This is a genomic window from Streptomyces tricolor (assembly GCF_002155905.1).
Lineage (GTDB): Bacteria > Actinomycetota > Actinomycetes > Streptomycetales > Streptomycetaceae > Streptomyces > Streptomyces tricolor.
In genome coordinates, this window is sequence record NZ_MUMF01000207.1 from 1 (window position 1) to 21,258 (window position 21,258).

Annotated in this window: 23 protein-coding genes; 15 read left to right on the plus strand and 8 right to left on the minus strand. The window is 71.7% G+C overall.

The annotated features are described in order from the left end of the window. Window positions 1-589 (plus strand): FUSC family protein (locus CCN44_RS15795; RefSeq protein ID WP_143649779.1); only part of this gene is annotated, 589 nt, incomplete at its 5' end. Further along, entirely contained in the window at window positions 586-1,167 is a 582-nt protein-coding gene (locus tag CCN44_RS15800; protein ID WP_086697993.1) for a MarR family winged helix-turn-helix transcriptional regulator, read from the plus strand. The genes CCN44_RS15795 and CCN44_RS15800, both read left to right, overlap by 4 nt. 14 nt (window positions 1,168-1,181) lie before the next feature. Here CCN44_RS15800 and CCN44_RS15805 read toward each other — a convergent pair whose 3' ends face one another. Then, window positions 1,182-2,234: an aldo/keto reductase gene (locus CCN44_RS15805; protein WP_059247860.1), complete on the minus strand. Its 1,053-nt coding sequence runs from the start codon at window positions 2,232-2,234 to the stop codon at window positions 1,182-1,184. Window positions 2,235-2,414: 180 nt separating this feature from the next. On the opposite strand from CCN44_RS15805, the gene CCN44_RS15810 reads away from it, so the two are divergent. Next, the gene (locus CCN44_RS15810) at window positions 2,415-3,323 is read left to right on the plus strand and encodes a GNAT family N-acetyltransferase (protein WP_086697994.1); all 909 of its coding nucleotides are present in this window, start codon (window positions 2,415-2,417) and stop codon (window positions 3,321-3,323) included. A gap of 711 nt (window positions 3,324-4,034) precedes the next feature. Here CCN44_RS15810 and CCN44_RS15815 read toward each other — a convergent pair. Then, on the minus strand, window positions 4,035-4,427 hold the full coding sequence (locus CCN44_RS15815; protein ID WP_059247856.1) for a VOC family protein: 393 nt from the start codon (window positions 4,425-4,427) through the stop codon (window positions 4,035-4,037). Window positions 4,428-4,497: 70 nt separating this feature from the next. Between CCN44_RS15815 and CCN44_RS15820 the strand changes: the two genes are divergently transcribed. Next, window positions 4,498-5,037 carry a GNAT family N-acetyltransferase gene (locus CCN44_RS15820; RefSeq protein WP_086697995.1) on the plus strand — a complete coding sequence of 180 codons (540 nt, stop codon included), beginning with the start codon at window positions 4,498-4,500 and terminating at the stop codon, window positions 5,035-5,037. 40 nt (window positions 5,038-5,077) lie between these two features. Here CCN44_RS15820 and CCN44_RS15825 read toward each other — a convergent pair whose 3' ends face one another. After that, window positions 5,078-5,761 (minus strand): glycerophosphodiester phosphodiesterase, encoded by a 684-nt coding sequence (locus CCN44_RS15825; RefSeq protein ID WP_086697996.1) that lies wholly within the window; start codon window positions 5,759-5,761, stop codon window positions 5,078-5,080. Window positions 5,762-6,165: 404 nt separating this feature from the next. On the opposite strand from CCN44_RS15825, the gene CCN44_RS15830 reads away from it, so the two are divergent. From CCN44_RS15830 to CCN44_RS15855, 6 genes are all read left to right on the plus strand, one after another. After that, window positions 6,166-7,563: a DUF6421 family protein gene (locus CCN44_RS15830; RefSeq protein WP_059247850.1), complete on the plus strand. Its 1,398-nt coding sequence runs from the start codon at window positions 6,166-6,168 to the stop codon at window positions 7,561-7,563. 47 nt (window positions 7,564-7,610) lie between these two features. Further along, window positions 7,611-8,357, plus strand: a complete 747-nt coding sequence (locus CCN44_RS15835; RefSeq protein WP_059254801.1) for an SDR family oxidoreductase — start codon at window positions 7,611-7,613, stop codon at window positions 8,355-8,357. Continuing rightward, window positions 8,354-9,424 (plus strand): threonine aldolase family protein, encoded by a 1,071-nt coding sequence (locus CCN44_RS15840; protein WP_059247848.1) that lies wholly within the window; start codon window positions 8,354-8,356, stop codon window positions 9,422-9,424. Before CCN44_RS15835 ends, CCN44_RS15840 begins: the two co-directional genes overlap by 4 nt. Window positions 9,425-9,502: 78 nt before the next feature. Further along, on the plus strand, window positions 9,503-10,093 hold the full coding sequence (locus CCN44_RS15845) for a transglutaminase-like domain-containing protein (protein WP_059247846.1): 591 nt from the start codon (window positions 9,503-9,505) through the stop codon (window positions 10,091-10,093). 316 nt (window positions 10,094-10,409) lie between these two features. Beyond that, window positions 10,410-10,961: a zinc metalloprotease gene (locus tag CCN44_RS15850; RefSeq protein WP_223283957.1), complete on the plus strand. Its 552-nt coding sequence runs from the start codon at window positions 10,410-10,412 to the stop codon at window positions 10,959-10,961. After that, window positions 10,958-11,623 carry a hypothetical protein gene (locus tag CCN44_RS15855; RefSeq protein WP_059247844.1) on the plus strand — a complete coding sequence of 222 codons (666 nt, stop codon included), beginning with the start codon at window positions 10,958-10,960 and terminating at the stop codon, window positions 11,621-11,623. The genes CCN44_RS15850 and CCN44_RS15855 overlap by 4 nt, the downstream gene beginning before the upstream one ends. A gap of 63 nt (window positions 11,624-11,686) precedes the next feature. On the opposite strand, the gene CCN44_RS44035 is transcribed toward CCN44_RS15855, so the two are convergent. The 3 genes from CCN44_RS44035 to CCN44_RS15870 all read right to left on the minus strand — a co-directional run bounded on the left by CCN44_RS44035 (window position 11,687) and on the right by CCN44_RS15870 (window position 13,727). Continuing rightward, on the minus strand, window positions 11,687-12,397 hold the full coding sequence (locus CCN44_RS44035; protein WP_223283958.1) for a hypothetical protein: 711 nt from the start codon (window positions 12,395-12,397) through the stop codon (window positions 11,687-11,689). Further along, on the minus strand, window positions 12,397-12,906 hold the full coding sequence (locus tag CCN44_RS15865; protein WP_086697997.1) for an RNA polymerase sigma factor: 510 nt from the start codon (window positions 12,904-12,906) through the stop codon (window positions 12,397-12,399). The genes CCN44_RS44035 and CCN44_RS15865 overlap by 1 nt, the downstream gene beginning before the upstream one ends. 92 nt (window positions 12,907-12,998) lie before the next feature. Continuing rightward, complete coding sequence (locus tag CCN44_RS15870; RefSeq protein WP_086697998.1) at window positions 12,999-13,727, minus strand: lysophospholipid acyltransferase family protein; 729 nt, start codon at window positions 13,725-13,727, stop codon at window positions 12,999-13,001. Window positions 13,728-14,079: 352 nt separating this feature from the next. On the opposite strand from CCN44_RS15870, the gene CCN44_RS15875 reads away from it, so the two are divergent. From CCN44_RS15875 to CCN44_RS15890, 4 genes are all read left to right on the plus strand, one after another. Continuing rightward, on the plus strand, window positions 14,080-14,418 hold the full coding sequence (locus tag CCN44_RS15875; RefSeq protein ID WP_059247840.1) for a TlpA family protein disulfide reductase: 339 nt from the start codon (window positions 14,080-14,082) through the stop codon (window positions 14,416-14,418). A gap of 208 nt (window positions 14,419-14,626) precedes the next feature. Beyond that, window positions 14,627-15,136, plus strand: coding sequence for a flavin reductase family protein (locus CCN44_RS15880; protein ID WP_086697999.1), 510 nt, complete (start codon window positions 14,627-14,629; stop codon window positions 15,134-15,136). Between the two features lie 216 nt (window positions 15,137-15,352). Beyond that, window positions 15,353-16,138, plus strand: a complete 786-nt coding sequence (locus CCN44_RS15885) for an electron transfer flavoprotein subunit beta/FixA family protein (protein ID WP_086698000.1) — start codon at window positions 15,353-15,355, stop codon at window positions 16,136-16,138. A 52-nt stretch (window positions 16,139-16,190) separates the two neighbouring features. Next, window positions 16,191-17,153 (plus strand): electron transfer flavoprotein subunit alpha/FixB family protein, encoded by a 963-nt coding sequence (locus tag CCN44_RS15890; RefSeq protein WP_059247837.1) that lies wholly within the window; start codon window positions 16,191-16,193, stop codon window positions 17,151-17,153. 61 nt (window positions 17,154-17,214) lie between these two features. On the opposite strand, the gene CCN44_RS15895 is transcribed toward CCN44_RS15890, so the two are convergent. Beyond that, window positions 17,215-18,132: an endonuclease/exonuclease/phosphatase family protein gene (locus CCN44_RS15895; RefSeq protein WP_059247836.1), complete on the minus strand. Its 918-nt coding sequence runs from the start codon at window positions 18,130-18,132 to the stop codon at window positions 17,215-17,217. A gap of 235 nt (window positions 18,133-18,367) precedes the next feature. Between CCN44_RS15895 and CCN44_RS15900 the strand changes: the two genes are divergently transcribed. Further along, window positions 18,368-19,666 carry a DUF6986 family protein gene (locus CCN44_RS15900; RefSeq protein WP_059247835.1) on the plus strand — a complete coding sequence of 433 codons (1,299 nt, stop codon included), beginning with the start codon at window positions 18,368-18,370 and terminating at the stop codon, window positions 19,664-19,666. Between the two features lie 489 nt (window positions 19,667-20,155). Here the strand turns inward: CCN44_RS15900 and CCN44_RS15905 are convergent, their stop codons facing one another. Then, a complete protein-coding gene (locus CCN44_RS15905) occupies window positions 20,156-21,205 on the minus strand; it encodes a LacI family DNA-binding transcriptional regulator (protein ID WP_086698001.1) in 1,050 nt (349 codons plus the stop codon). Window positions 21,206-21,258 lie beyond the last annotated feature (53 nt).

Here is a 21,258-nt window from a genome sequence, read left to right on the forward strand (position 1 = left end):
CGCCCACCTGCACCCCGCCGCCCTGGTGCTGTGCTCGCTCGCCCTCAACTTCGGCGCCGAGGCCCTCATCGGCCGCAACTACTGGCTGGGCAGCGTCTGCGTCACCCCGATGGCCCTGCTCATCACCGAGTTCGCCCGCGCCCAGGACCCGGCCGAGCTGATCACCGACCGGGTCGCGGACACCCTCGTCGGCGCCCTGGCCGGCTTCGCCGCCGCCGTCGTCGTCACCAACCGGCGCGCCGGCGACCGCCTGGACCACGCGCTGACCGCGGCCGAACGCGCCCGCGAGCACGCCGCCCGCCTGCTCGCCGAGCCGCACCCCGCCCCGCACGCCCTGGAATCCGCCCGCCGCGCCCTCGCCGCCGCCCTCGTCGACCTGCGCGCCACGGCCGACGCCGCCGCCGGCGAGTGGTGGCAGCGCGCCCTGCCCGAGGAGCGGGTCGTGCTCACCGAGCAGGCCGGACACCGTACGCTCGCGGCGACGGTACGACGCCAGGGGCTCGTACCGCAGGACCGGGACGACACCCCGGGCCGGGAGCGTGACCGTGACCAGGACCCGGGCAGAACGACGGAGGACATACGGCCATGACGGCGACGAACGGCGGACCGACGCCCACTGGCGACCCGGCCGGTGCCCGGCCCGGGACCGGCACCGACCCCGCGCGCGGCGACACCGTCTCCGCCGTCGTCCGTCAGTGGCGGGCCGTCCACCCCGAGCTGGACACCGGGCCCATGGAGATCATCGGCCGGATCAACCGCTGCGCCGCCCTGCTCCAGCAGGCCGAGGACGCCCCGCTGCGCCGGGCCGGCCTGAGCCGCCCCGAGTTCGACCTGCTCGGCGCGCTGCGCCGCACCGGCCACGAACTGACCCCGAGCGAAGTGGCCCGGGAGACCTTCTCCTCCGGGGCCGCCGTCACCAAGCGGCTCAAGCAGCTGACCGAGCGCGGCCTGGTCGAACGGCGCGGCGATACCCGTGACCGCCGCGTCGCCCACGTCCGTCTCACCGACGCGGGCCGCGACCTGGTCGACGGCATCCTCCCCGAGCAGCTCGCCTACGAGACGGCCGTGCTGTCCGTCCTCGACGCGCAGGGCCAGGGCGAACTCGCGGGCCTGCTCGCCGAGTTGCTCGGCCGTCTGGAAGGCCGGGCGGGCGCGCTGCGGGCGTAGCCGCGACCGGCGCGCTACAGCACGTCGTGCACCGTACGACGGTGGGTCGAGCGGCGGTCGTCGATGTCCGGCCACCGGTCGCCGTACACATTGCGGGTGATGGGTGCCTCGCGCAGGAACTCGTGCGGGAACCCCAGCGGGACCGCGCTCACCTCGTCCAGGCGCGCCCGCGCGTCCGCGTCCAGCCGGACCCCGGTGCTCGCCAGGTTGTCCGCCAGCTGCCCGGGCGCGGTCGCCGACACGATCGGTACGACGTTCCCGGGCCCGCCCAGCAGCCAGGCCAGGGCCACCTGCGCCGGACTCCAGCCGCCCTGCCCGGCGATGTCCAGGACCGCGCCGATGACCTCCTCCTCCCACGCCTCGGTCTTGATCCCGAGCGTGTCCAGCCGCCCCCGCTCCCCGCGCCGGTACTTCCCGGTGAGCTTGCCCGCGGCCAGCGGCGCCCAGGCGAACACGGCGAGGTCGAACGCCCGTGCCTGAGGCAGGAGTTCGCGCTCCGGTGTCCGGTCCAGCAGGCTGTAGCGCAGCTGCGAACCCGCGAAACACGTCCAACCGCGCAGCTCGGCCAGCGTGTTGGCCTGCGCGATCTCCCACGCCGGCCAGTCCGACACCCCCACGTAGAGCACCTTGCCGGAGCGTACGACGTCGTCCAGGGCACGCATCACCTCCTCCACCGGGGTGAAGTTGTCCCGGGCGTGCACCCACAGCACGTCGAGCCGGTCCGTGCGCAGCCGCCGCAGGCTCTCCTCGACCGACTGCACGAGGTTCTTGCGGTGGTTGCCGGCGGAGTTGGGGTCCCCGTCCCGGGTGCCGCACGTGTACTTGCTCGCGAGGACGAACCGCTCCCGGCGCCCGGCCAGCAGCTCGCCCAGGATCCGTTCGGAGCTGCCCGAGGTGTAGTTGTTCGCGGTGTCGACGAAATTGCCGCCCGCGTCGGCGTAGGTGTCGAGGATCCGGGCGCTGGTGTCCTTGTCCACACCCCAGCCCCAGTCCTCACCGAAGGTCATCGAGCCGAGCGCCAGCTCGCTGACGCGCAGACCGGTCCGTCCGAACAGCGTGTACCGCACGAATGCTTCCTTTCCCCGGAGGTGGTGCGTACGACGCTAGGAGCTGGAGCGCCCTCCAAGGCAAACGGCCGCCCGCAGTGCCGAAACCCGCTGGCCCGTCCGGCCGCACCGGCGTAGCCTCGGCGCCGTACCGCATCGCACGGCGGCCTGACCGATCCTTCACGAGACCGGAGGTCACCCATGCCCGAGGTACGCCCCTTCCGCCGCGACGACCGCGACCAGCTGACCGACCTGGTGAACGCCCATGTGGCCGCCGTCGTCCCCGGAGTCTCCGTCTCCGTGAACACGGTGCTCAGCGCACTGGAGCGGCAGCCCGAGGAGTTCGTGACCGACCCCTGGGTGGGCGAGCGGGCCACGCTCGTCGCCGAGGACCGCGGGCACGTCGTCGCGGCGGCCCACCTGAAGCGGTACCGCGCGGACGACGAGGTCGGCGCGGACTACCGGGACGCCGGCGAGATCGACTGGTTCCTCTGGCACCCGCCCGCCTCCTTCCGGCCGGGCACCGAGCGCGCCGCCGATCTGCTGATGAGCGCCTGCCTGGCCCGGCTGGCCCGCTGGCAGGTCCGGGTCCGCCGCGCCTCCGGAGACCTGCCCGCCCCCGCCGTCTACGGCCTGCCCCGGCCCTGGCCGCACGTGCGCTCCCTCTACGAACGCGCCGGATTCCGGCACACCGGGGTCACCGAGGTGATCCTCCTCGCCCGCACGGCCGACCTGCCCGGCCCCGAGCCGCGCCCCGGCGTCACCGTCGAGCGCACGGTGGGGGAGTGCGGCACCCGCTTCACCGCCCGCACGGACACGGGCGTCATCGGCTTCGTCGAGACCGACACCTCCCTGGCCCGCCCCGAACGCCACGCCCGCGCCGCCGGCCTGGCCGACATCGGCAACCTGCACGTCGAACCCGCCCACCGGGACCAGGGCTGGGAACACCGGCTGTTGGGCCACGCCGCCCACTGGCTGAGGCTGTCCGGAGCGGACCGCGTCCTCGCCTATGCCGACGCCGAGGACACGGCCGCCCTGGCGTGCCTGCGCGCCGCCGGCTTCCACGAACTGACCCGCACGGACCGCGCCTGGCACCACCGACCGAGCTGACCCCCCGCCCCGTGACCACCGACGGCGCCTCGCGGGCCGACAGCAGACCGGCGCCGCACCCGCGCAGACCCCGCCCTCCACGCAGCGCGAAGGGGCCCGCGCCGCGACCGACGCCGCCCATGAGGACGCGCCCGACACCGAAGCGCGCTGCCGGCCACGGACGCCGACACGAGAACGGGCGCGGCCGACCGCCTCGCGGCACCCGTGCAGGAGGTGACGGCGATCGGCAGGCCGGTGCGGTCCTCGATGTGCGGGAGGCCCGGACGCCTGAGGTGGGTCGGGGCGTGCGGCCCGGGGTCGTGGGCCGTGTTCGGTCGGCTCGCGGTGCCCGGGCTGGGTTGTGGCTCAGGTGGTGGGGGTGGTTGGCCGGTTGGTGCGGTTCTTGATGTCGGGGAGGCCCGGATGCCTGTGGTGGGTCGGGGCGTGCGGCCCGGGGTCGTGGGCCGTGTTCGGTCGGCTCGCGGTGCCCGGGCTGGGTTGTGGCTCAGGTGGTGGGGGTGGTTGGCCGGTCGGTGCGGTTCTTGATGTCGGGGAGGCCCGGATGCCTGTGGTGGGTCCGGGCGTGCGGCCCGGGGTCGTGGGCCGTGTCCGGTCGGCTCGCGGTGCCCGGGCCGGGCCGTGGCTCAGGTGGTGACGCCGGTCGGCCGGCCGGTGCGGTCCTCGATGTGCGGGGGCCCGCGCACCGGGGGCGGCGCGGCGCCAGGCCGTCGACTAGATGCCGGGCCGGTAGCGGAGCGGATGGTCCGCCGGGATCTCCACCAGGACGATCGGCGTGCCGTCCGGGTCGGCGGTCCACATCTCGACCAGGCCCCACGGCTCCCGCACCGGGGGCCGGACGATCTCGACACCGCGCGCCCGCAGTTCCTCGCACGCCGCTGTCACGTCCTCGACCTGCAACCACAGGCGCGGCCCGGGCGAGGCCGGGGCGTCGGACCGGCCGGACAGTTCCAGGAAGCCGCCACCGAGGAAGTAGACCGTGCCGCGCTCGGGACCGGTACCGAACTCGCGGTAGACGGAGAGGCCGAGCTGCTCGCCGTAGAAGGCGCGGGAGCGTTCGGGGTCGGTGGGCCGGAGCAGGATCCGGCTGCTGAGTACATGCACCATGCGGGCGGAGCCTAGCGGCAGGGTTACCCTCATCGGTGGCTCAGCCACGCCCGAGATCGGAGACGCTGCCATGGACACCCCCGCCACCGGACTGACCTTCCGCGACGCCACCGACGCCGACGTCGACGCCCTCGTCGCCCTGGTCGAGTCGGCGTACCGGGGGGACAGCAGCCGGGCCGGGTGGACCACCGAGGCGGACTTCCTGGAGGGCCAGCGGACCGACCCCGAGGGCGTGCTGGAGGTGATCAAGGGCCCCGAGAGCCGGCTGCTCACCGTCGAGCGGGACGGCCGCATCGTCGCCTGCTGCCAGCTGGAACACCGCGTCGATCACGCCTACTTCGGCATGTTCGCGGTCACGCCCACGCAGCAGGGCACCGGCCTCGGCAAGATCGTCATGGCGGAGGCGGAGCGCCTGGCCCGGGAGACCTGGGGGGCCACCGAGATGCGGATGGCGGTGATCAACGTACGGGAGGACCTGATCGCCTGGTACGAGCGCCGCGGCTACCGCCGTACGGGAGAGACGCATCCCTTCCCGTACGGCGACGAGCGCTACGGCATCCCGCTCCGTGCCGACCTGCGGTTCGAGGTGCTGGCCAAGCCGCTGGTGTGACGCGCAGGCGGGCGTCCGGGCGCGCGGCCCGGACGCCGGGTCACGCGGTGAACCGGCCCGTGCGCTTGATCTCCGGATAGTCGGTGGTCGCCCCGTCCAGCTCCAGGGCGCGCACCAGCCGCAGCTGGTCCTGCGTGTTGACCACCCAGCCGATGATCCGCAGCCCGGACGCGCGCGCGTGCTCGACGATCTCCAGGGTGAGCCGGCGGATGTTGAGACACACGGTCGCGGCGCCCACGGCGACCGCGCGGTCCACCACGTCGGTGCCGTACCGGCTCGCGACCAGCGCGGTGCGCACGCCCGGCACCAGCCGCGCGATCTCGGCGACCGCCTCGTCGTGGAACGAGGAGACCTCCACCCGGGCCGTCAGGTCGCGCGCGTGCATCACCTCGGCCAGCGCCCGGGCCGCCGCCACGTCCTTGATCTCGGCCTGCAGGGGTGTCTGCACGGCCTCCAGGACCTCCTCGAACACCGGCACCCGCTCGCCGCGGCCCGCGTCCAGGGCGCGCAGCTCCGCGAGGGTCTTGTCGGCGATCGGCCCGGAGCCGTCGGTCGTACGGTCCACCTCTGCGTCGTGCATGACGACCAGGGCGCCGTCCTTGCTCAGATGCAGATCGAGTTCGATCAGGTCGAGGCCGGCCCGCTGCGCGGCGACGAAGGAACGGAGGGTGTTCTCGGGCTCGACGCCCATGACACCGCGGTGACCGATGGTAAGGAAGTTCAAGGTTCAACTCGCTTCCGTCGACGGCGGCTCGGCGACGCGCGGACCGACGCCCCCGTTCCGGACCTCGTCGTCCACGCGGCAAGCCCGCAGCCTAATGGCCGGGCCGCGCGTTGAACCCGTGGCTGCGCCGGGCATTCGGGGTGCGGGGCGGGCGCCAGTTGGCCGATACCCGTCCGCACCGTCACTCTCCCGTGGGCGAGTCCCCGCGCCCTTGACCGGTCGGACGGCCGCTCGTCCGGGGTCGGAGAGCGCCGGACGGAAGTGAGCGTCGTCACGTCGGACGGCAGGAAAAATGTCGGTGACCATGGCGACGGACAGAAGAATTTCCCGACCATGCTCTTGCTGAGAGAAACAGGGTATGCATACGGTGTCCATACGCGAGGTTCTCCCGTGGAGGATGGGACATGACGGAAATTCTTGTGCAGGCGGCTACCGAGGGACAGGTTCCTTCGTCGACCAGGGTGGTGGAGCACCCGGCATGGCCCGTGCTCAAGGATGCCGTGGAGCAGATCCGGCCATGGCAGTCGAAGGACGGATCGATCGACTTCGACGCCGAGGGCGCGCCGCGGCGGGCCGACGCCGAGGCGGCCGTCGAGCGTGTCGCGGACGCGGTCGAGCGGCTCTCCCCGCTCCTCCCGCACGACAGCGCCTACCACGAGGCGCTCGTGAAGGACCTCCGCCGCTGGGCCGAGGGCGGTTTCCAGGTGCCGGACTTCCTGGACTCCCTGCTGGCCTTCCAGCCCGCCGCGAACCGCGCGCACGGCCTGCAGCACCTGGTCGTCTTCCCGATGTACACGCAGAACGGCAACCCGGACCGCAACCTGGAGGCGGTCGTGCTGCGCATGGTCTGGCCGGAGTGGCTGGCCGAGCTGGAGCGCACCCGCTACGACAACCCGCTGTTCTGCGGCATCACCTTCGAGGACTTCACCTCGGGCTACGACACCAACTCGGCCGTGCTCTTCCCGGAGACGATCGCCGTCCGCGAGGCGCCGGAACGTTTCTCCTGGGGTGGCATCTTCTGCGACCGCGAGGCCGCGCGCTTCCGCCGCGTGACCGAGGCCGCCGTGGACATCCTGGGTCTGGAGCTGCCCGAGGACATCGCCGCCATGGTCCACGACCAGAAGCGCTGCGAAGAGGCCTTCGTCCTGTGGGACATGGTCCACGACCGCACCCACAGCCACGGCGACCTGCCGTTCGATCCGTTCATGATCAAGCAGCGCCAGCCGTTCTGGATGTACGGCCTGGAGGAGCTGCGCTGTGACCTCACCGCCTTCAAGGAGGCCGTGAAGCTCCAGGCGGACGGCGTCCCGCAGGCCCGTGACGTGCAGTACGCGGTGCTCTTCGACCGCATGTTCCGCTTCCCGGTCACCGGCGACCGCAACCGCAACTACGACGGCCTCGGCGGCCAGCTGCTCTTCGCCTACCTGCACAAGCACGACGTCGTCCGCTGGACCGACAACAAGCTCTCCATCGACTGGGAGCGCGCCCCGCAGGTCACCAACCAGCTGTGCGCCGAGATCGAGAAGCTCTACCGGGACGGCATCGACCGCCCGAAGCTGGTGCACTGGTTCGCCGGCTACGAGCTGGTCTCCACCTACCTCGCGCCGCACCCCGGCTCCAAGTGGGCCAAGGGCCCGGACGCCCTGGACCTGACCCAGCCGCCGCGCAAGCTCGTGGACGACGTGCTTCCGGACGAGTTTCCGCTGAGCATGTTCTATGAGGCGCTGTCCAAGAAGCTGAAGAATGTGATCGCCTCCACCAAGGGCATCACGGCGGACGCCGCCGAGCGGGTCGCCGCGTGAGCGACCGCGCCATCGACACGAACACTGTTCAAGAGGGGAAGAACATGGTGGGCAACGGGTCTCTCAGCGGTGCGGTGATCGCGGTGGCCGGCGCGGGCGGCCCCGCCGGGCACGCGGCGCTGGTCCGGCTCGCCGAGGCGGGCGCGGTCGTCGTGGGCGCCGACAACAACCCCGAGCGCCTCGCGGAGGCGGTGGACGCGGCCCGCTACGCCGGGGGCGGCGCCACGGTCACCGGGGAGACCGTCGACCTGCTCGACCTGGAGGACACCCGGGCCTGGGCCGCGCGCATCGAGAAGGACCACGGGCGGATCGACGGCCTGGTCCACCTCGTCGGCGGCTGGCGTGGCGGCGCGACCTTCGCCGACACCGACCTGGCCGACTGGGACCTGCTGGAGAAGCTGCTCGTCCGCACCGTCCAGCACACCTCGCTCGCCTTCTACGACGCCCTCCAGCGCAGCGACCGCGGACGGTACCTGCTCATCAGCGCCGCCGGCGCGTCGAAGCCGACCGCGGGCAACGCGGCGTACTCCGCGGCCAAGGCCGCCGCCGAGGCGTGGACGCTCGCCATGGCGGACGGCTTCCGCAAGGCGGGGGGCGAGCAGGGACCGCACTCGGCGGCTGCCATCCTGGTGGTGAAGGCGCTGGTGCACGACGCGATGCGCGCCGAACGCCCCAACGCGAAGTTCGCGGGTTTCACGGACGTCAAGGACCTGGCCGAGGCCATCGAGGGCGTCTGGAGCAAGCCCGCCGCAGAAGTGAACGGAAACCGTCTGTGGCTGACCGAGAAGCCGTGAACCCTGCCAAGACCGACGCGCGTCGCCATCACGACCCGCAGGTCCGCGGTTTCGCCAGTGACAACTACGCCGGAGCCCACCCCGAGGTCATGGCCGCCCTGGCCCTCGCCAACGGCGGCCATCAGGTGGCGTACGGCGAGGACGACTACACCGAGAACCTCCAGCGGATCATCCGCAGCCACTTCGGTGCCACCGCGGAGGCCTTCCCGGTCTTCAACGGCACCGGCGCGAACGTCGTCGCGCTCCAGGCGGTCACCGACCGCTGGGGCGCGGTGATCTGCGCCGAGAGCGCCCACATCAACGTGGACGAGGGCGGCGCGCCCGAGCGGATGGGCGGACTGAAGCTGCTCACCGTGCCCACGCCCGACGGCAAGCTCACACCCGAGCTGATCGACCGGCAGGCGTACGGCTGGGAGGACGAGCACCGCGCGATGCCGCAGGTCGTGTCGATCACCCAGAGCACCGAGCTGGGCACCCTCTACACGCCCGGGGAGATCCGCGCGATCTGCGAGCACGCCCACGCGCGCGGCATGAAGGTGCACCTGGACGGCTCCCGGATAGCCAACGCCGCCGCCTCCCTGAACGTGCCCATGCGGACGTTCACCAACGCGGTCGGCGTCGACATCCTCTCCCTGGGCGGGACGAAGAACGGCGCGCTGTTCGGCGAGGCGGTCGTCGTCCTCAACCAGGACGCGGTGCGGCAGATGAAGCACCTGCGGAAGATGTCGATGCAGCTGGCCTCCAAGATGCGCTTCGTCTCCGTCCAGCTGGAGGCCCTCCTCGCCAAGGACCTGTGGCTGCGCAACGCCCGCCACGCCAACGAGATGGCCCAGCGGCTCGCCGAGGGGGTCCGCGCGGTGCACGGCGTGGAGATCCTCTACCCGGTGCAGGCCAACGGCGTCTTCGCCAGGCTGCCGCACGACGTGAGCGAGCGGCTGCAGAAGCGGTTCCGGTTCTACTTCTGGGACGAGGCCGCCGGCGTGGTGCGCTGGATGTGCTCCTTCGACACCACGGAGGACGACGTCGACCTGTTCGTCGCGGCGCTCAAGGAGGAGATGGCCCGCTGACCCCAGGTTATGCATAGGTATGCGATCACCTGAAAATCCATTGCGGCTCAGGTGATCGCGTTCCTATGCTCTGCGGGCATGGATCTCATCCAGAACACCGTCGACCTGTCCGCCTACTTGGCCGCCGACGAGGCCATCGACCACCATCATCCGGTGGTCCGGAAGGCCGCCGCCCGCCTGGCCGCCGAGGCCGCCGATTCGTATGACTATGCGCGGGCCGCCTTCGCGTTCGTCCGCGACGCCATCCCGCACTCCCAGGACTCCGGCGACCTCCGCGTCACCTGGCGCGCCTCCGACGTGCTGGCCCTGGGCACCGGCATCTGCTACGCCAAGTGCCATGCGCTCGCCGCGCTGCTGCGGGCCGAGGACATCCCGACCGCCCTGTGCTACCAGCGGCTGACCGACGGCGAGGGCGGCCATGCCGTCCACGGCCTGGTCGCCGTCCGCTTCGACGGAGCCTGGCACCGGCAGGACCCGCGCGGCAACAAGCCGGGTGTCGACGCTCAATTCTCCCTGAACGGCGAGCAGTTGGCCTGGACCCCTGACCCGGCGTCAGGCGAGCTGGACTATCCGCTGCTGTACGCCGCACCGCACCCGGCCGTCCTCGCCGCCCTGCGGGCCGCCCCCGACCGGCCGCACCTGTGGAGGACGCTGCCCAACTCCCTGTGAGCTGGCGTGGCTTGGAAGGCATCATTCTCAAGTAGGAGATGACTTCTCCTACTTGAGAGTGATGTCGCGGGCGGCTGCCGCCTGTGAGGCTAGGTCCCGATCACAGGCGGCATCGCGGTGCAGCCGGTCAACGGGGGATTCACAAGGGGGAAATCAGCAATTCTCGGGATGCGTCGACCACCCGCGTCCCCATTCCTTTCGCGTGCCTTTCCCACGACCTGACATCCAGGACGTGGATGTATCACGCTGCGCCGACCGTGGAGAGATCCGGGTTCCTGCCCGGCCGTGCCGTCTGCTCAATTCACGGGGAGAACAGTTGAATCGAAGAATCGCACGAGCGTCATTCACCTTCACCACGAGTGCCGCGCTGGCCATCGCGGGCACGCTGGCCGTGTCGGCACCCGCCGAGGCGACGTACTACAGCGGCGGCATGCCCAAGCGGTCGTTCAGCGTGAAGACCGTCGGCATCAACAGCGAATGGGTCAAGTACTTCGACACCGCTCGCGGCAACTGGAACAACGCCGGTGTCGGGGCCAGCATCAAGCGCAAGTCCAGCGCCAAGCCCAGCTTCACGGCCGGCAACTACAACCAGAGCTGGTACGGCCTGTACGCGCCCTCCGGCTCGCGGCCCAACCGCTCCTTCCAGATCAAGGTCAACGCCAAGACCCTCTGGCGGGACACGGGGAACATCCCCAAGTACGACAAGTGGGTGCGCAGCACCAGCACCCACGAGCTGGGGCACGCCCTCAGCCTCGCCGACAACCCCAACACGAGCAAGGCGTCGCTGATGAAGCACAGCCGCGACCGCTCGAAGATCCAGAAGCCGCAGCCGTACGACAAGTCCGAGGTGAAGAGGATCTACCGATGAACGTGAGACGGAACATTCTCGTCACCGGGACGGCGATGCTCGCCGCGTTCGCCGCCGTCGGCTGCTCCGCGGACGGCTCCACGAACGGCGCGGACTCCCCGGCGACCTCGGACACCGTGACCTACCACGCGGACTACCCCGCGTACGCCTCGCTCGACGACGTCATCAAGAAGTCCGACGCCGTCGTCGAGGGCACCGTGGTCGGCAGCCGGGTGCAGAAGGTGCTGCCCGACGCGCCCGCCGGTGACGACCCCGCGACCAACCCGCAGGCCGGCCTGTCGCCCGCCGAGGCCAAGGAGGCCAAGAAGGCGGCCGAGGCGAACCCGGTCATCGTCACCGTCTCCAAGGTGAAGGTCACCCGGACACTCGCCGGGAAGGTGGCCGTCGGCGACACCATCGAGGTCAGCCAGCTCGGTGGCACGTACAAGGGGGTGTCCTACAAGGAGACGGACACCACCATGCTCGCCAAGGGCGGGTCGAAGTACGTGCTCATGCTCGCCGCCCACGGCAAGAGCCCGTACGACCTGCTCAACCCGGAGCAGGCGCTCTACACGGTCAAGGCGGACGGCACGGTCAAGGCCGTGTCGGTCGGCGGCTTCACGGGCGCCGGCAAGGTCGACCAGCTGGCCGCCAAGGTCAACCGGATCGCCAAGAACCGCTGAGCACACCGCAGTACCCCACCGGCCGGTGCGCCACGGGATCGTCCGTGGCGCACCGGCGCCGTCTCACCGGTTCCACGGGGCGAGCCGGAGCGCCTCGCGCACGCGCGGGCTCAGCGCCACCCTGTTGCCCTGTGCGGCGACCGCCGTACCGTCCTCGACCTCGTACCAGCCCTGCGTGGTGTTCACCAGGACGTAGCGTCCGCCCTCGCCCTTGTCGAGCAGGAGCACGTACTCCTTCCCGGCGGTGAGTCCGGCGGTCTCGGGCCCGCTGCCGGGGGTCGTGTACGACACCTGGATCGCATCGCCCGGTGTCCGGCCCTTGGCGGTCGCCAGCACCTTCGCCGTCGCCACCGTGGTGCCGGCGTCGTCGCCGGACCCCTGCTGCCCGGCACCGAGCCGCGCCCGCACGATCACGTCCGCCGCTCCCTCCAGCGCCGCCGTGCCGGCGAAGTGCGGCTCGTCGGCGGTGAGCCCGCCGCCCGTGCCCTCGGCCGGCCCCGCCGAGCCGCTCCGGGCCCCGGCCCGGTCGCCGCCCGCCCCGGCCGGGTCGCCCTGGAGGCCGAAGAAGGTGACGCCGGCGACGGCCGCGGCGGCTCCGCAGGCCACGGCGGCCACCAGGAAACCCCGCCGGGGCGCCCGGCGAGCGGGTGCGGGGGACGTGACATGGTCGGATCCGACCAGCGAGGACAGCTCGTCGGCCGCGCGCGCGGACAGGGGCTCGGACGCCGTGTGCGGGACCGGGTTGGCGTTCTTGATCAGAGACTTGACACGCATCACACAGGCTCCTGAGGCAGATCGTAAACGGCACGGAATGCTTTGCGCGCTCGGTGCAGCCGGACCCATACCGCGGATGCGCTGCACCCGAGGACCGCGCCGGTCTCCGCCGCGCTGAGCCCGTCCCAGTAGCTCAGCAGCAGCACCTCGCGGTGCGCGGTGGGAAGCCGGTCCAGGGCGTCGAGCACGGCGTTGTCCTCACTCGACGCCGGAGCACCGCCCATCGTGTCGGCGATGGTGCGGTGTATCTCCGTCAGGCGTGCCATCGAGCGGTAGTGGTTGCTCAGCAGGTTGCGCGCGGTGACGAAGAGCCACCCGGGTCCCACGTCCTGGCCCGCCGCCATCCGCTCCCACGCGGTGCGGAAGACCTCGGCGGTCAGTTCCTCCGCCGCCGCTCGGTCGCCCGACCGCCGGTGCACGTAGGCGCACACCCGCGGGTGTTCACGGACGTACAACGCCGTGAACCGCGCGGCCAGATCACCGTCGCTCCGGGTCTTCAGGGTCTCCACACCTCTTACATGTCGGAGACCCGCCGCATCCTTACCGACCCGTCCCGGAAATTTTCCGGCCGACGGATCGCCACCTCAGGGCCGGGCGCGGCTCAATGGGCCTCGGCCGTGCGCAGCTGCTCCGCCGTCGGTGCCGTGCCGCCCAGGTGGGCGGGCAGCCACCAGGAGTCCTCGGGGCCCTTCGGACGGCCCGGGTACGCGCGCTGGGCGGTGTCCAGCAGTTCCTGGACGCGCTCGCGCAGCCGGCGCGTGATGGCGCCGGCGTACTGGTCGAGGGGTGCCTCCACCGCCTCGCCGACCCGAATGGTGACCGGCAGGTGGTTCCGCTTGAAGTTGCGCGGGTGGCCCTTCGTCCACAGCCGCTGCGTGCCCCACACCGCCATCGGGACCAGCGGGACGCCGGCCTCCTGGGCCAGCCGGGCCGCGCCCGACTTGAAGCTCTTCAGCGTGAAGGACTGCGAGATCGTCGCCTCCGGGAACACCCCGACGATCTCGCCGGAGCGCAGCGAGTCCAGCGCGTGCGCGTACGCCGCCTCGCCCTGCTTGCGGTCCACGGGGATGTGCTTCATCCCGCGCATCAGCGGCCCGGACACCTTGTGCCGGAAGACCGACTCCTTCGCCATGAACCGCACCAGGCGCTTCTGCGGCAGGGCGGCCAGGCCGTTGAAGACGAAGTCCAGGTAGCTGATGTGATTGCTCACCAGGACGGCGCCGCCCGAGCGCGGGATGTTCTCCGACCCCTGGCAGTCGATCTTCAGATCCCAGACCTTGAACAACGTCTTGGCGAAACCGATGACGGGACGGTAGACCAGCTCTGCCATGGGCGGGGCGGACCCTTTCTACTCTGCTCGGGAAAGGGGCTCCCGGCGGGAAAGTTACGCAGCCGTAGGTTTACGGCGTCTCGCAGATCGTGCCCGAAGAACGGACGGGTAGCCAGTCCTGGTGCCCCGCCGCGGCGAGATCCTCGTCACGTCGGCCTACAACCCGCTTCGGATCTTTATGCCCGCTTTACTTCACCCGAGTCGCCGCCCTCTCCGGAAGCGGGAACATTTCGCACCCCCCGGCCGGCCCCCGGTGGGGAATCGCTCCCTCGCGCGGGAATCATTGCCGTCCCGTGAACGCTTGTGCTGAGGGCGGGCGGACGACAGCGAACGGCGGAACGGGAGAACGCGGGTGCGCGAGCGCGAGGAAGACAGGCGGCCCGGGGCGGCCGGACTCGGCGGCGAACTGGGAGAGCGACTGGGGGAGCGCGCCACGCTGGTGCAGTTCTCCAGCGCCTTCTGCGCGCCCTGCCGGGCCACCCGGCGCATCCTCGGCGAGGTCGCCGGGATGGTCCCCGGCGTGACCCACGTCGAGATCGACGCCGAAGCCCGCCTGGACCTCGTCCGCGCCCTGGAGATCCTCAAGACGCCCACCGTCCTGGTCCTGGACGCCGACGGGCGGGTGGTGCGGCGCGCCACCGGACAGCCCCGCAAGGCCGACGTCATCGCCGCCCTGGGGGAGGCCGTGTGAGCGAGTTTCAGGGAATCGTGAGACATCTTCCAGATCCCGGAACCCGCTTGACTGCACGCACCACCTATCGTCAGCCTGACCGTATGCCGATCGAACTCCTTCTCTACGGACGGGTCCACGTCGACCTCGCCCGCACCGCGAGCGCGCGCTGTCCGGGCTGCTGAGCAGCCACGGACCCGTTTCTCCTCCCTCGCAGAAGGACAACTCCATGACGGCCACGCCCGACCTCGGCACTCCCCAGCTCGCCTCCCCCGATCTGCTGCGCTCCACCTTCCGCCGGCACGCCGCCGGTGTGGCGGTGATCACCGCGCGCGGGACCGCCGGCCCGGTCGGCTTCACCGCCACCTCCCTGACCTCCGTCTCCGCCGAGCCGCCGCTGGTCTCCTTCGGCATCGGCACCGGCGCCTCCAGCTGGCCCGCGATCGCCGAGGCGGACCACGTCGGCGTGCACATACTCGGCGAGCACCAGAGCGAGCTGGCCGCCACCTTCGCCCGCAGCGGCGCCGACCGCTTCGGTGCGCCCACCGCCTGGCGGGAGGGTCCGGAAGGCGTGCCGGTGCTGGACGACGTACTCGCCTGGCTGGTGTGCCGGATCGTCGGGCGGGTCCCGGCCGGCGACCACCGGATCGTGCTCGCCGAGGTGGTCCTCGGCGATCCCTCGGGCGCCGGCCGCCCGCTCCTCTACCACCAGGGACGCTTCAGCGGCCTGCGGGATTGATCACGTGACCCCCGCCTGCGAAGCCGTCGAGTTCCGGTTACGCTGCGTTGCGAAGGTCACAGTTCAAAGCGCTTGCTTAGCGGGCATGAACTGGGTGTACTGACGAGTAATATTTCGTTCGGAGCGCGCGGACGCCCCGACCGGGATCGGCCGCTTGAGGCGCCTATGCTGCCTGCAAGAGGCAGCCCGAAATGACGATGCAGTAGGAGAGCCGGCGTGAGCTTGAGGATCGTTGTCACTGTGAAGTACGTGCCCGACGCCACTGGCGACCGGCACTTCGCCGATGACCTGACCGTCGACCGCGACGACGTGGACGGTCTGCTCTCCGAGCTGGACGAGTACGCGGTCGAGCAGGCGCTGCAGATCGCGGAGAACGCGGACGACGCCGAGGTCACCGTCCTGACGGTCGGCCCGGAGGACGCCAAGGACGCGCTCCGCAAGGCCCTCTCGATGGGTGCCGACAAGGCCATCCACGTCGAGGACGACGACCTGCACGGCACCGACGCCATCGGCACCTCCCTGGTGCTGGCCAAGGCCATCGAGAAGGCCGGCTACGACCTGGTCATCTCCGGCATGGCCTCCACCGACGGCACCATGGGCGTCGTCCCGGCGCTGGTCGCCGAGCGCCTGGGCGTCCCGCAGGTCACCCTGCTGTCCGAGGTCTCCGTCGAGGACGGCGTGGTCAAGGGCCGCCGCGACGGCGACACCGCCTCGGAGCAGCTGGAGGCCTCCCTCCCGGCGGTCGTCTCCGTGACCGACCAGTCCGGTGAGGCCCGCTACCCGTCCTTCAAGGGCATCATGGCGGCCAAGAAGAAGCCGGTGGAGTCCTGGGACCTGTCCGACCTGGACATCGAGGCCGAGGAGGTCGGCCTGGACGGCGCGTTCACCAAGGTCGAGGCCGCGACCGAGCGTCCGGCCCGCACGGCCGGCACCATCGTCAAGGACGAGGGCGAGGGCGGCAAGCAGCTCGCTGAGTTCCTCGCGAGCCAGAAGTTCATCTGAGGCTCGCCCCCGCTGACCGCCCCTCAACTTCGTTTCGCAGGAGAGCAATCCCATGGCTGAAGTCCTCGTCTACGTCGACCACGTGGACGGTGCCGTCCGCAAGCCCACCTTGGAGCTGCTGACCCTGGCCCGCCGCATCGGCGAGCCCGTCGCCGTGGCCCTCGGCAACGGCGCCGCCGACACCGCCGCCACGCTCGCCGAGCACGGCGCGGTGAAGGTCCTCACCCACGACGCGTCCGAGTACGCCGAGTACCTGGTCGTGCCGAAGGTGGACGCCCTGCAGGCGGCCTACGAGGCCGTCTCCCCGGCCGCCGTGCTGGTCCCGTCCTCCGCCGAGGGCAAGGAGATCGCCGCCCGCCTCGCGCTGCGCATCGGCTCCGGCATCATCACCGACGCCGTCGACCTTGAGGCCGGCGACGAGGGCCCGGTGGCCACCCAGTCGGTGTTCGCCGCGTCCTTCACCACCAAGTCGCGGGTCATCAAGGGCACCCCGGTCATCACGGTCAAGCCGAACTCGGCCGCCGTGGAGGCCGCCCCGGCCGCGGGCGCGGTCGAGGCCCTGTCCGTGACCTTCTCGGCCCAGGCGACCGGCACGAAGATCACCGGCCGTACGCCGCGTGAGTCGACGGGCCGCCCGGAGCTGACCGAGGCCGCGATCGTGGTCTCCGGTGGCCGCGGTGTGAACGGCGCCGAGAACTTCGCGATCATCGAGGCCCTCGCCGACCAGCTCGGCGCGGCCGTCGGTGCCTCGCGCGCCGCCGTCGACGCCGGCTGGTACCCGCACACCAACCAGGTCGGCCAGACCGGCAAGTCGGTCTCGCCGCAGCTGTACATCGCCAACGGCATCTCCGGCGCCATCCAGCACCGCGCCGGTATGCAGACCTCGAAGACGATCGTGGCCGTCAACAAGGACGCCGAGGCCCCGATCTTCGAGCTGGTCGACTTCGGTGTGGTCGGCGACCTGTTCGACGTCGTGCCGCAGCTGACCGAGGAGATCAAGACCCGCAAGGGCTGAGCCTCCCCGTCGCCGTACGAGGCCCCCGTGACCGCGCGCCGGTCACGGGGGCCTCGCCGTGTCACGGCGTCGCTCGTCCCAGGGTCAGGGACGCCTGCACGGGCAGGTGGTCGCTGGGGAACTGGCCGTCCAGCGAGAAGGTGTTGATCGAGGCCCGGTGCGTCGTGACACCGGGCGTGGCGAGGATCCAGTCGATGCGGTCGCCGTCCGGCGTGAGCGGCCGGTAGCCGTGGAAGGTCCCGTACAGCCTGCTGCGCTCGGCCGCCGTGTCCCAGGTGTCGACCAGGCCCGCGCCGAGCATCGTGTCGTAGACGGGGTCCTTGTGGGCGGCGACGTTGAAGTCCCCGGTGACCACGAGCGGCAGCGAGCCGTCGAGTTTGCCGATGCGCTCGCCGATCAGGGCGGCGGCACGCGCGCGTGCGTTCCTGCTGGCGTTGTCGAGGTGGGTGTTCAGGAGGTAGAACTCGCGGTCGCCGTCGGCCCGGTCCCGGAACCGGACCCAGGTCACCATCCGGATGGAGCCGCCGCCCCAGGTGTTGGAGCCGATCACGTCCGGCGTGTCGGAGAGCCAGAAGTGGTCGTACTCCTCGGGGACGAGCCGGCGGGTGTCGTAGAACACCGCCATGAACTCGTCGCGGCTGCCGCCGGCGCGTCCGGTGCCGATCCAGTCGTAGCGCGCTCCGAGGTCGGCCTCGATGTCGCGCAGCTGCTGGTAGAGGCCCTCCTGCGTGCCGATGACATGGAGGCGCTCCCGGTGCAGCAGAGCGCGGGTCACGGGCCTGCGGACGGCCCAGCTGTGGGGCTCGGCGGTGCTCGCGTAGCGGAGGTTGAACGACATGACGCGCAGCGGTCCGCCGTGCCGTTCGCCCGCCGAGGCGGGGTCGGCGGAGAGTGCTGTACTGGACAGGGGCAGGGAGATCGTGGCGGCTAACGCGGTCTTCAGGCCCAAACGGCGCGGGACGCGGCGGTGGATCGGCACGGGTGCTCCTTCTGCGACGGCTTACGGGCGAGTCGTTGCTGACGCGCTGTGCGGTAGGTGCTGCGTGCGCTGCGCGACAGGAGTGTGCGGCCTGCACGGTGTCATATGGACGTGAACATGCCGAGATGGCGGGGTGGAGTGCACGGAATGCGGTGTTGACCAGCGGGAAGGTTGCCGGATAACTTCGCTATACGGATTGTTGATTCCGTACAGCGGAAAGCTTGGAGGGTGTGGGATGGGTCAGCAGGAGCAGGTGGCGACAAGTCTCGCGGGCGCCGTCAGCGAGGAGATCAGCGCCTCCCTCGCACCGGTCGACGCGGAGCTGGAGCGCCGCTATCCCGGGGACCCCGGCACCCGGCAGCCCGTCCACACCGTGTACGTCCCCGGCGACGCCTTCGCCGCCGACACCATCCGCTCCTGGGGCGACCGGGCCCTCGCGGCCCTCGACGAACACGCCCCGGACGCCGCCTCCTTCGCGGCCGTCCTCGGACTGGCGGACGACCTCGCCGAGCCGGTCTACTCGCGCGTCCGCGCCAAGCTGGAGCGGGAGCCGATCGAAGACCTGCGCGTCGACTTCGAGGACGGTTACGGCCCCCGCCCCGACGCCGAGGAGGACGCGACGGCCGCCCGCGCCGCCCGCCTGATCGCCGAGGCGTACCGCGACGGCACGGCGGCGCCGTACATGGGCATCCGCATGAAGTGCATGGAGGCCGCCGTACGCGACCGGGGCATCCGCACCCTCGACGTCTTCCTCACCGGCCTGATGGAGGCCGGCGGGCTGCCCGAGGGCCTCGTCCTCACCCTGCCCAAGGTGACCTACCCCGAGCAGGTCGGCGCCTTCGTCCGGCTGCTGGAGGCCTTCGAGAAGGCGCACGGCCTGGACGCCGGCCGGCTGGGCTTCGAGATCCAGATCGAGACCAGCCAGGCCATCCTCGCCACCGACGGCACCGCCACCGTCGCCCGCATGATCCAGGCCGCCGAGGGCCGCGCCACCGGACTGCACTACGGCACCTTCGACTACAGCGCCTGCCTCGGCGTCTCCGCCGCCTACCAGGCCAGCGACCACCCGGCCGCCGACCACGCCAAGGCGGTCATGCAGGTGGCGGCGGCCGGCACCGGCGTCCGCGTCTCCGACGGCTCCACCAACGTCCTGCCCGTCGGCCCGACCGCCAAGGTCCACGACGCCTGGCGCCTCCACTACGGCCTCACCCGCCGCGCCCTCGCCCGCGCCTACTACCAGGGCTGGGACATGCACCCCGGCCACATCCCCACCCGCTACGCGGCCGTGTTCGCCTTCTACCGCGAGGGCTTCGAACAGGCGGCGGCCCGCCTCGCCCGGTACGCCAACCGGGCCGGCGGCGACGTCATGGACGAGCCCGCCACCGCCAAGGCCCTCAGCGGCTACCTGCTGCGCGGCCTGGACTGCGGCGCCCTGGACATCGCCGAGGTCGCCCGCCTCACCGGCCTCACCCGCACCGACCTGGAGGCCTTCGCGGCCCCCCGACGCGGCGACCTGACGGCCTCCGCCCCGTAGCACCACCCGAGCGCGCAGCCCCGCCCCGTCTCACGGCCGGTACCTGCCCGGCAGACCGAGGTGACGGTGACAGAGGAGACGGGGTGGTGGTCTTCTGCGGCCGGGGAGCCAGGGGCTCCCTATCGGCTGGGGCACGGGGACTGCGATCGAGGACGAGCAGGCCGTCCTCGATCCGGTCGTTGTGACTGGCCGGCGGAGTGAGGAGGGCACGCCGGCTCGGCGTCTGGCGAGGCGGAGCAGGGCCCGGCTGTGGTGCTTGGCGTACGGGCTCGTGGCGGCGGGGTCGGACAGGCACGAAGGCTCGAAGCCGTACGCCGCAGAAGCCGTGCCTCCTCCCGCGCGAGAACCACCACGTGCCGGCGGGCCCGCCTGCGGGCCTGTCCCGCTTCCTCGGCCAGGAGATGACACCGGAGCCGCCCGAGAGGCCGTCATGGTGATCATGGCCGCCCTCGCCCTCCAGTTGGGCGGGGGCGAGTGAATGGGCCAGGATCAGTCCGCCGGCGGCAGTTCCCCCGAGCCGCGGGTGATCAGACGGGTCGGCAGCTCGATCCGCTCAGGTGCGACGAGGGTGCCGTCCAGCTGGCGGAAGAGGCGCTCGGCGGCGGTACGGCCCAGGGCCGCCGCGTCCTGGGCGACGACCGTGACGCCCGGCTGGAGCAGATCGGCCAGCTCGATGTCGTCGAAGCCGACGAACGCGACCTGGCGCGACTGCTCGGCCAGCACCCGGATCACGGTGACCGTCACCCGGTTGTTGCCCGCGAAGATCGCGGTGACCGGGTCGGGTCCGGACAGCATCTCCTCCGCGGCCCGGCGCACCCGCTCCGGATCCGTCGCGCCGAGGGACATCCAGCGCTCCTCGACGGCTATGCCCGCGTCTTCCATCGCCGCCCGGTAGCCGCGCAGCCGCTCGGCCGCGGTGTGGATGCGGGGCATGTCGCCGATGAAGCCGATCCGGCGGTGGCCGTGCGCGATGAGATGGGCGACGCCGTCGCGGGCACCGCCGTAGTTGTCGGACAGCACCACGTCGGCGTCGATCCGGCCGGCCGGGCGGTCCACGAACACGGTCGCCACACCGGCCCTGATCTCCGGCTCCAGATAGCGGTGGTCGTCCCCGGCCGGGATCACCACCAAACCGTCCACCCGGCGTGCGCACAGGGCCAGCGCCAGCTCCTGCTCGCGCTCGGGGTCCTCGGCGCTGGAGCCGTTGATCAGCAGGGCGCCGTGGGCGCGGGCCACCTCTTCCACGGCTCGGCTGAGCGGGCCGTAGAAAGGGTCCGCGAGATCCTCCAGGACCAGACCGATGCTCGCCGTCCGGCCCTTGCGCAGCACCCGGGCGCTGTCGTTGCGGCGGAAGCCGAGCGCCTCGATCGCCTCCTGCACCCGCCGCTCGGTGTCCGGGGTGACCCCGGGCTCGCCGTTGACCACCCGGGAGACCGTCTTGAGCCCCACCCCGGCGCGTGCCGCCACATCCTTCATGGTGGGGCGGTTGCCGTACCGGGTGCCGGGAAGGCGGTCTGCTCGGCGGGTGGTCTCGGGCACGATGCGCTGTCCTGTCTCTCGTCCGTGTCGCCCACGGTCCGTCGTCCGCCTCG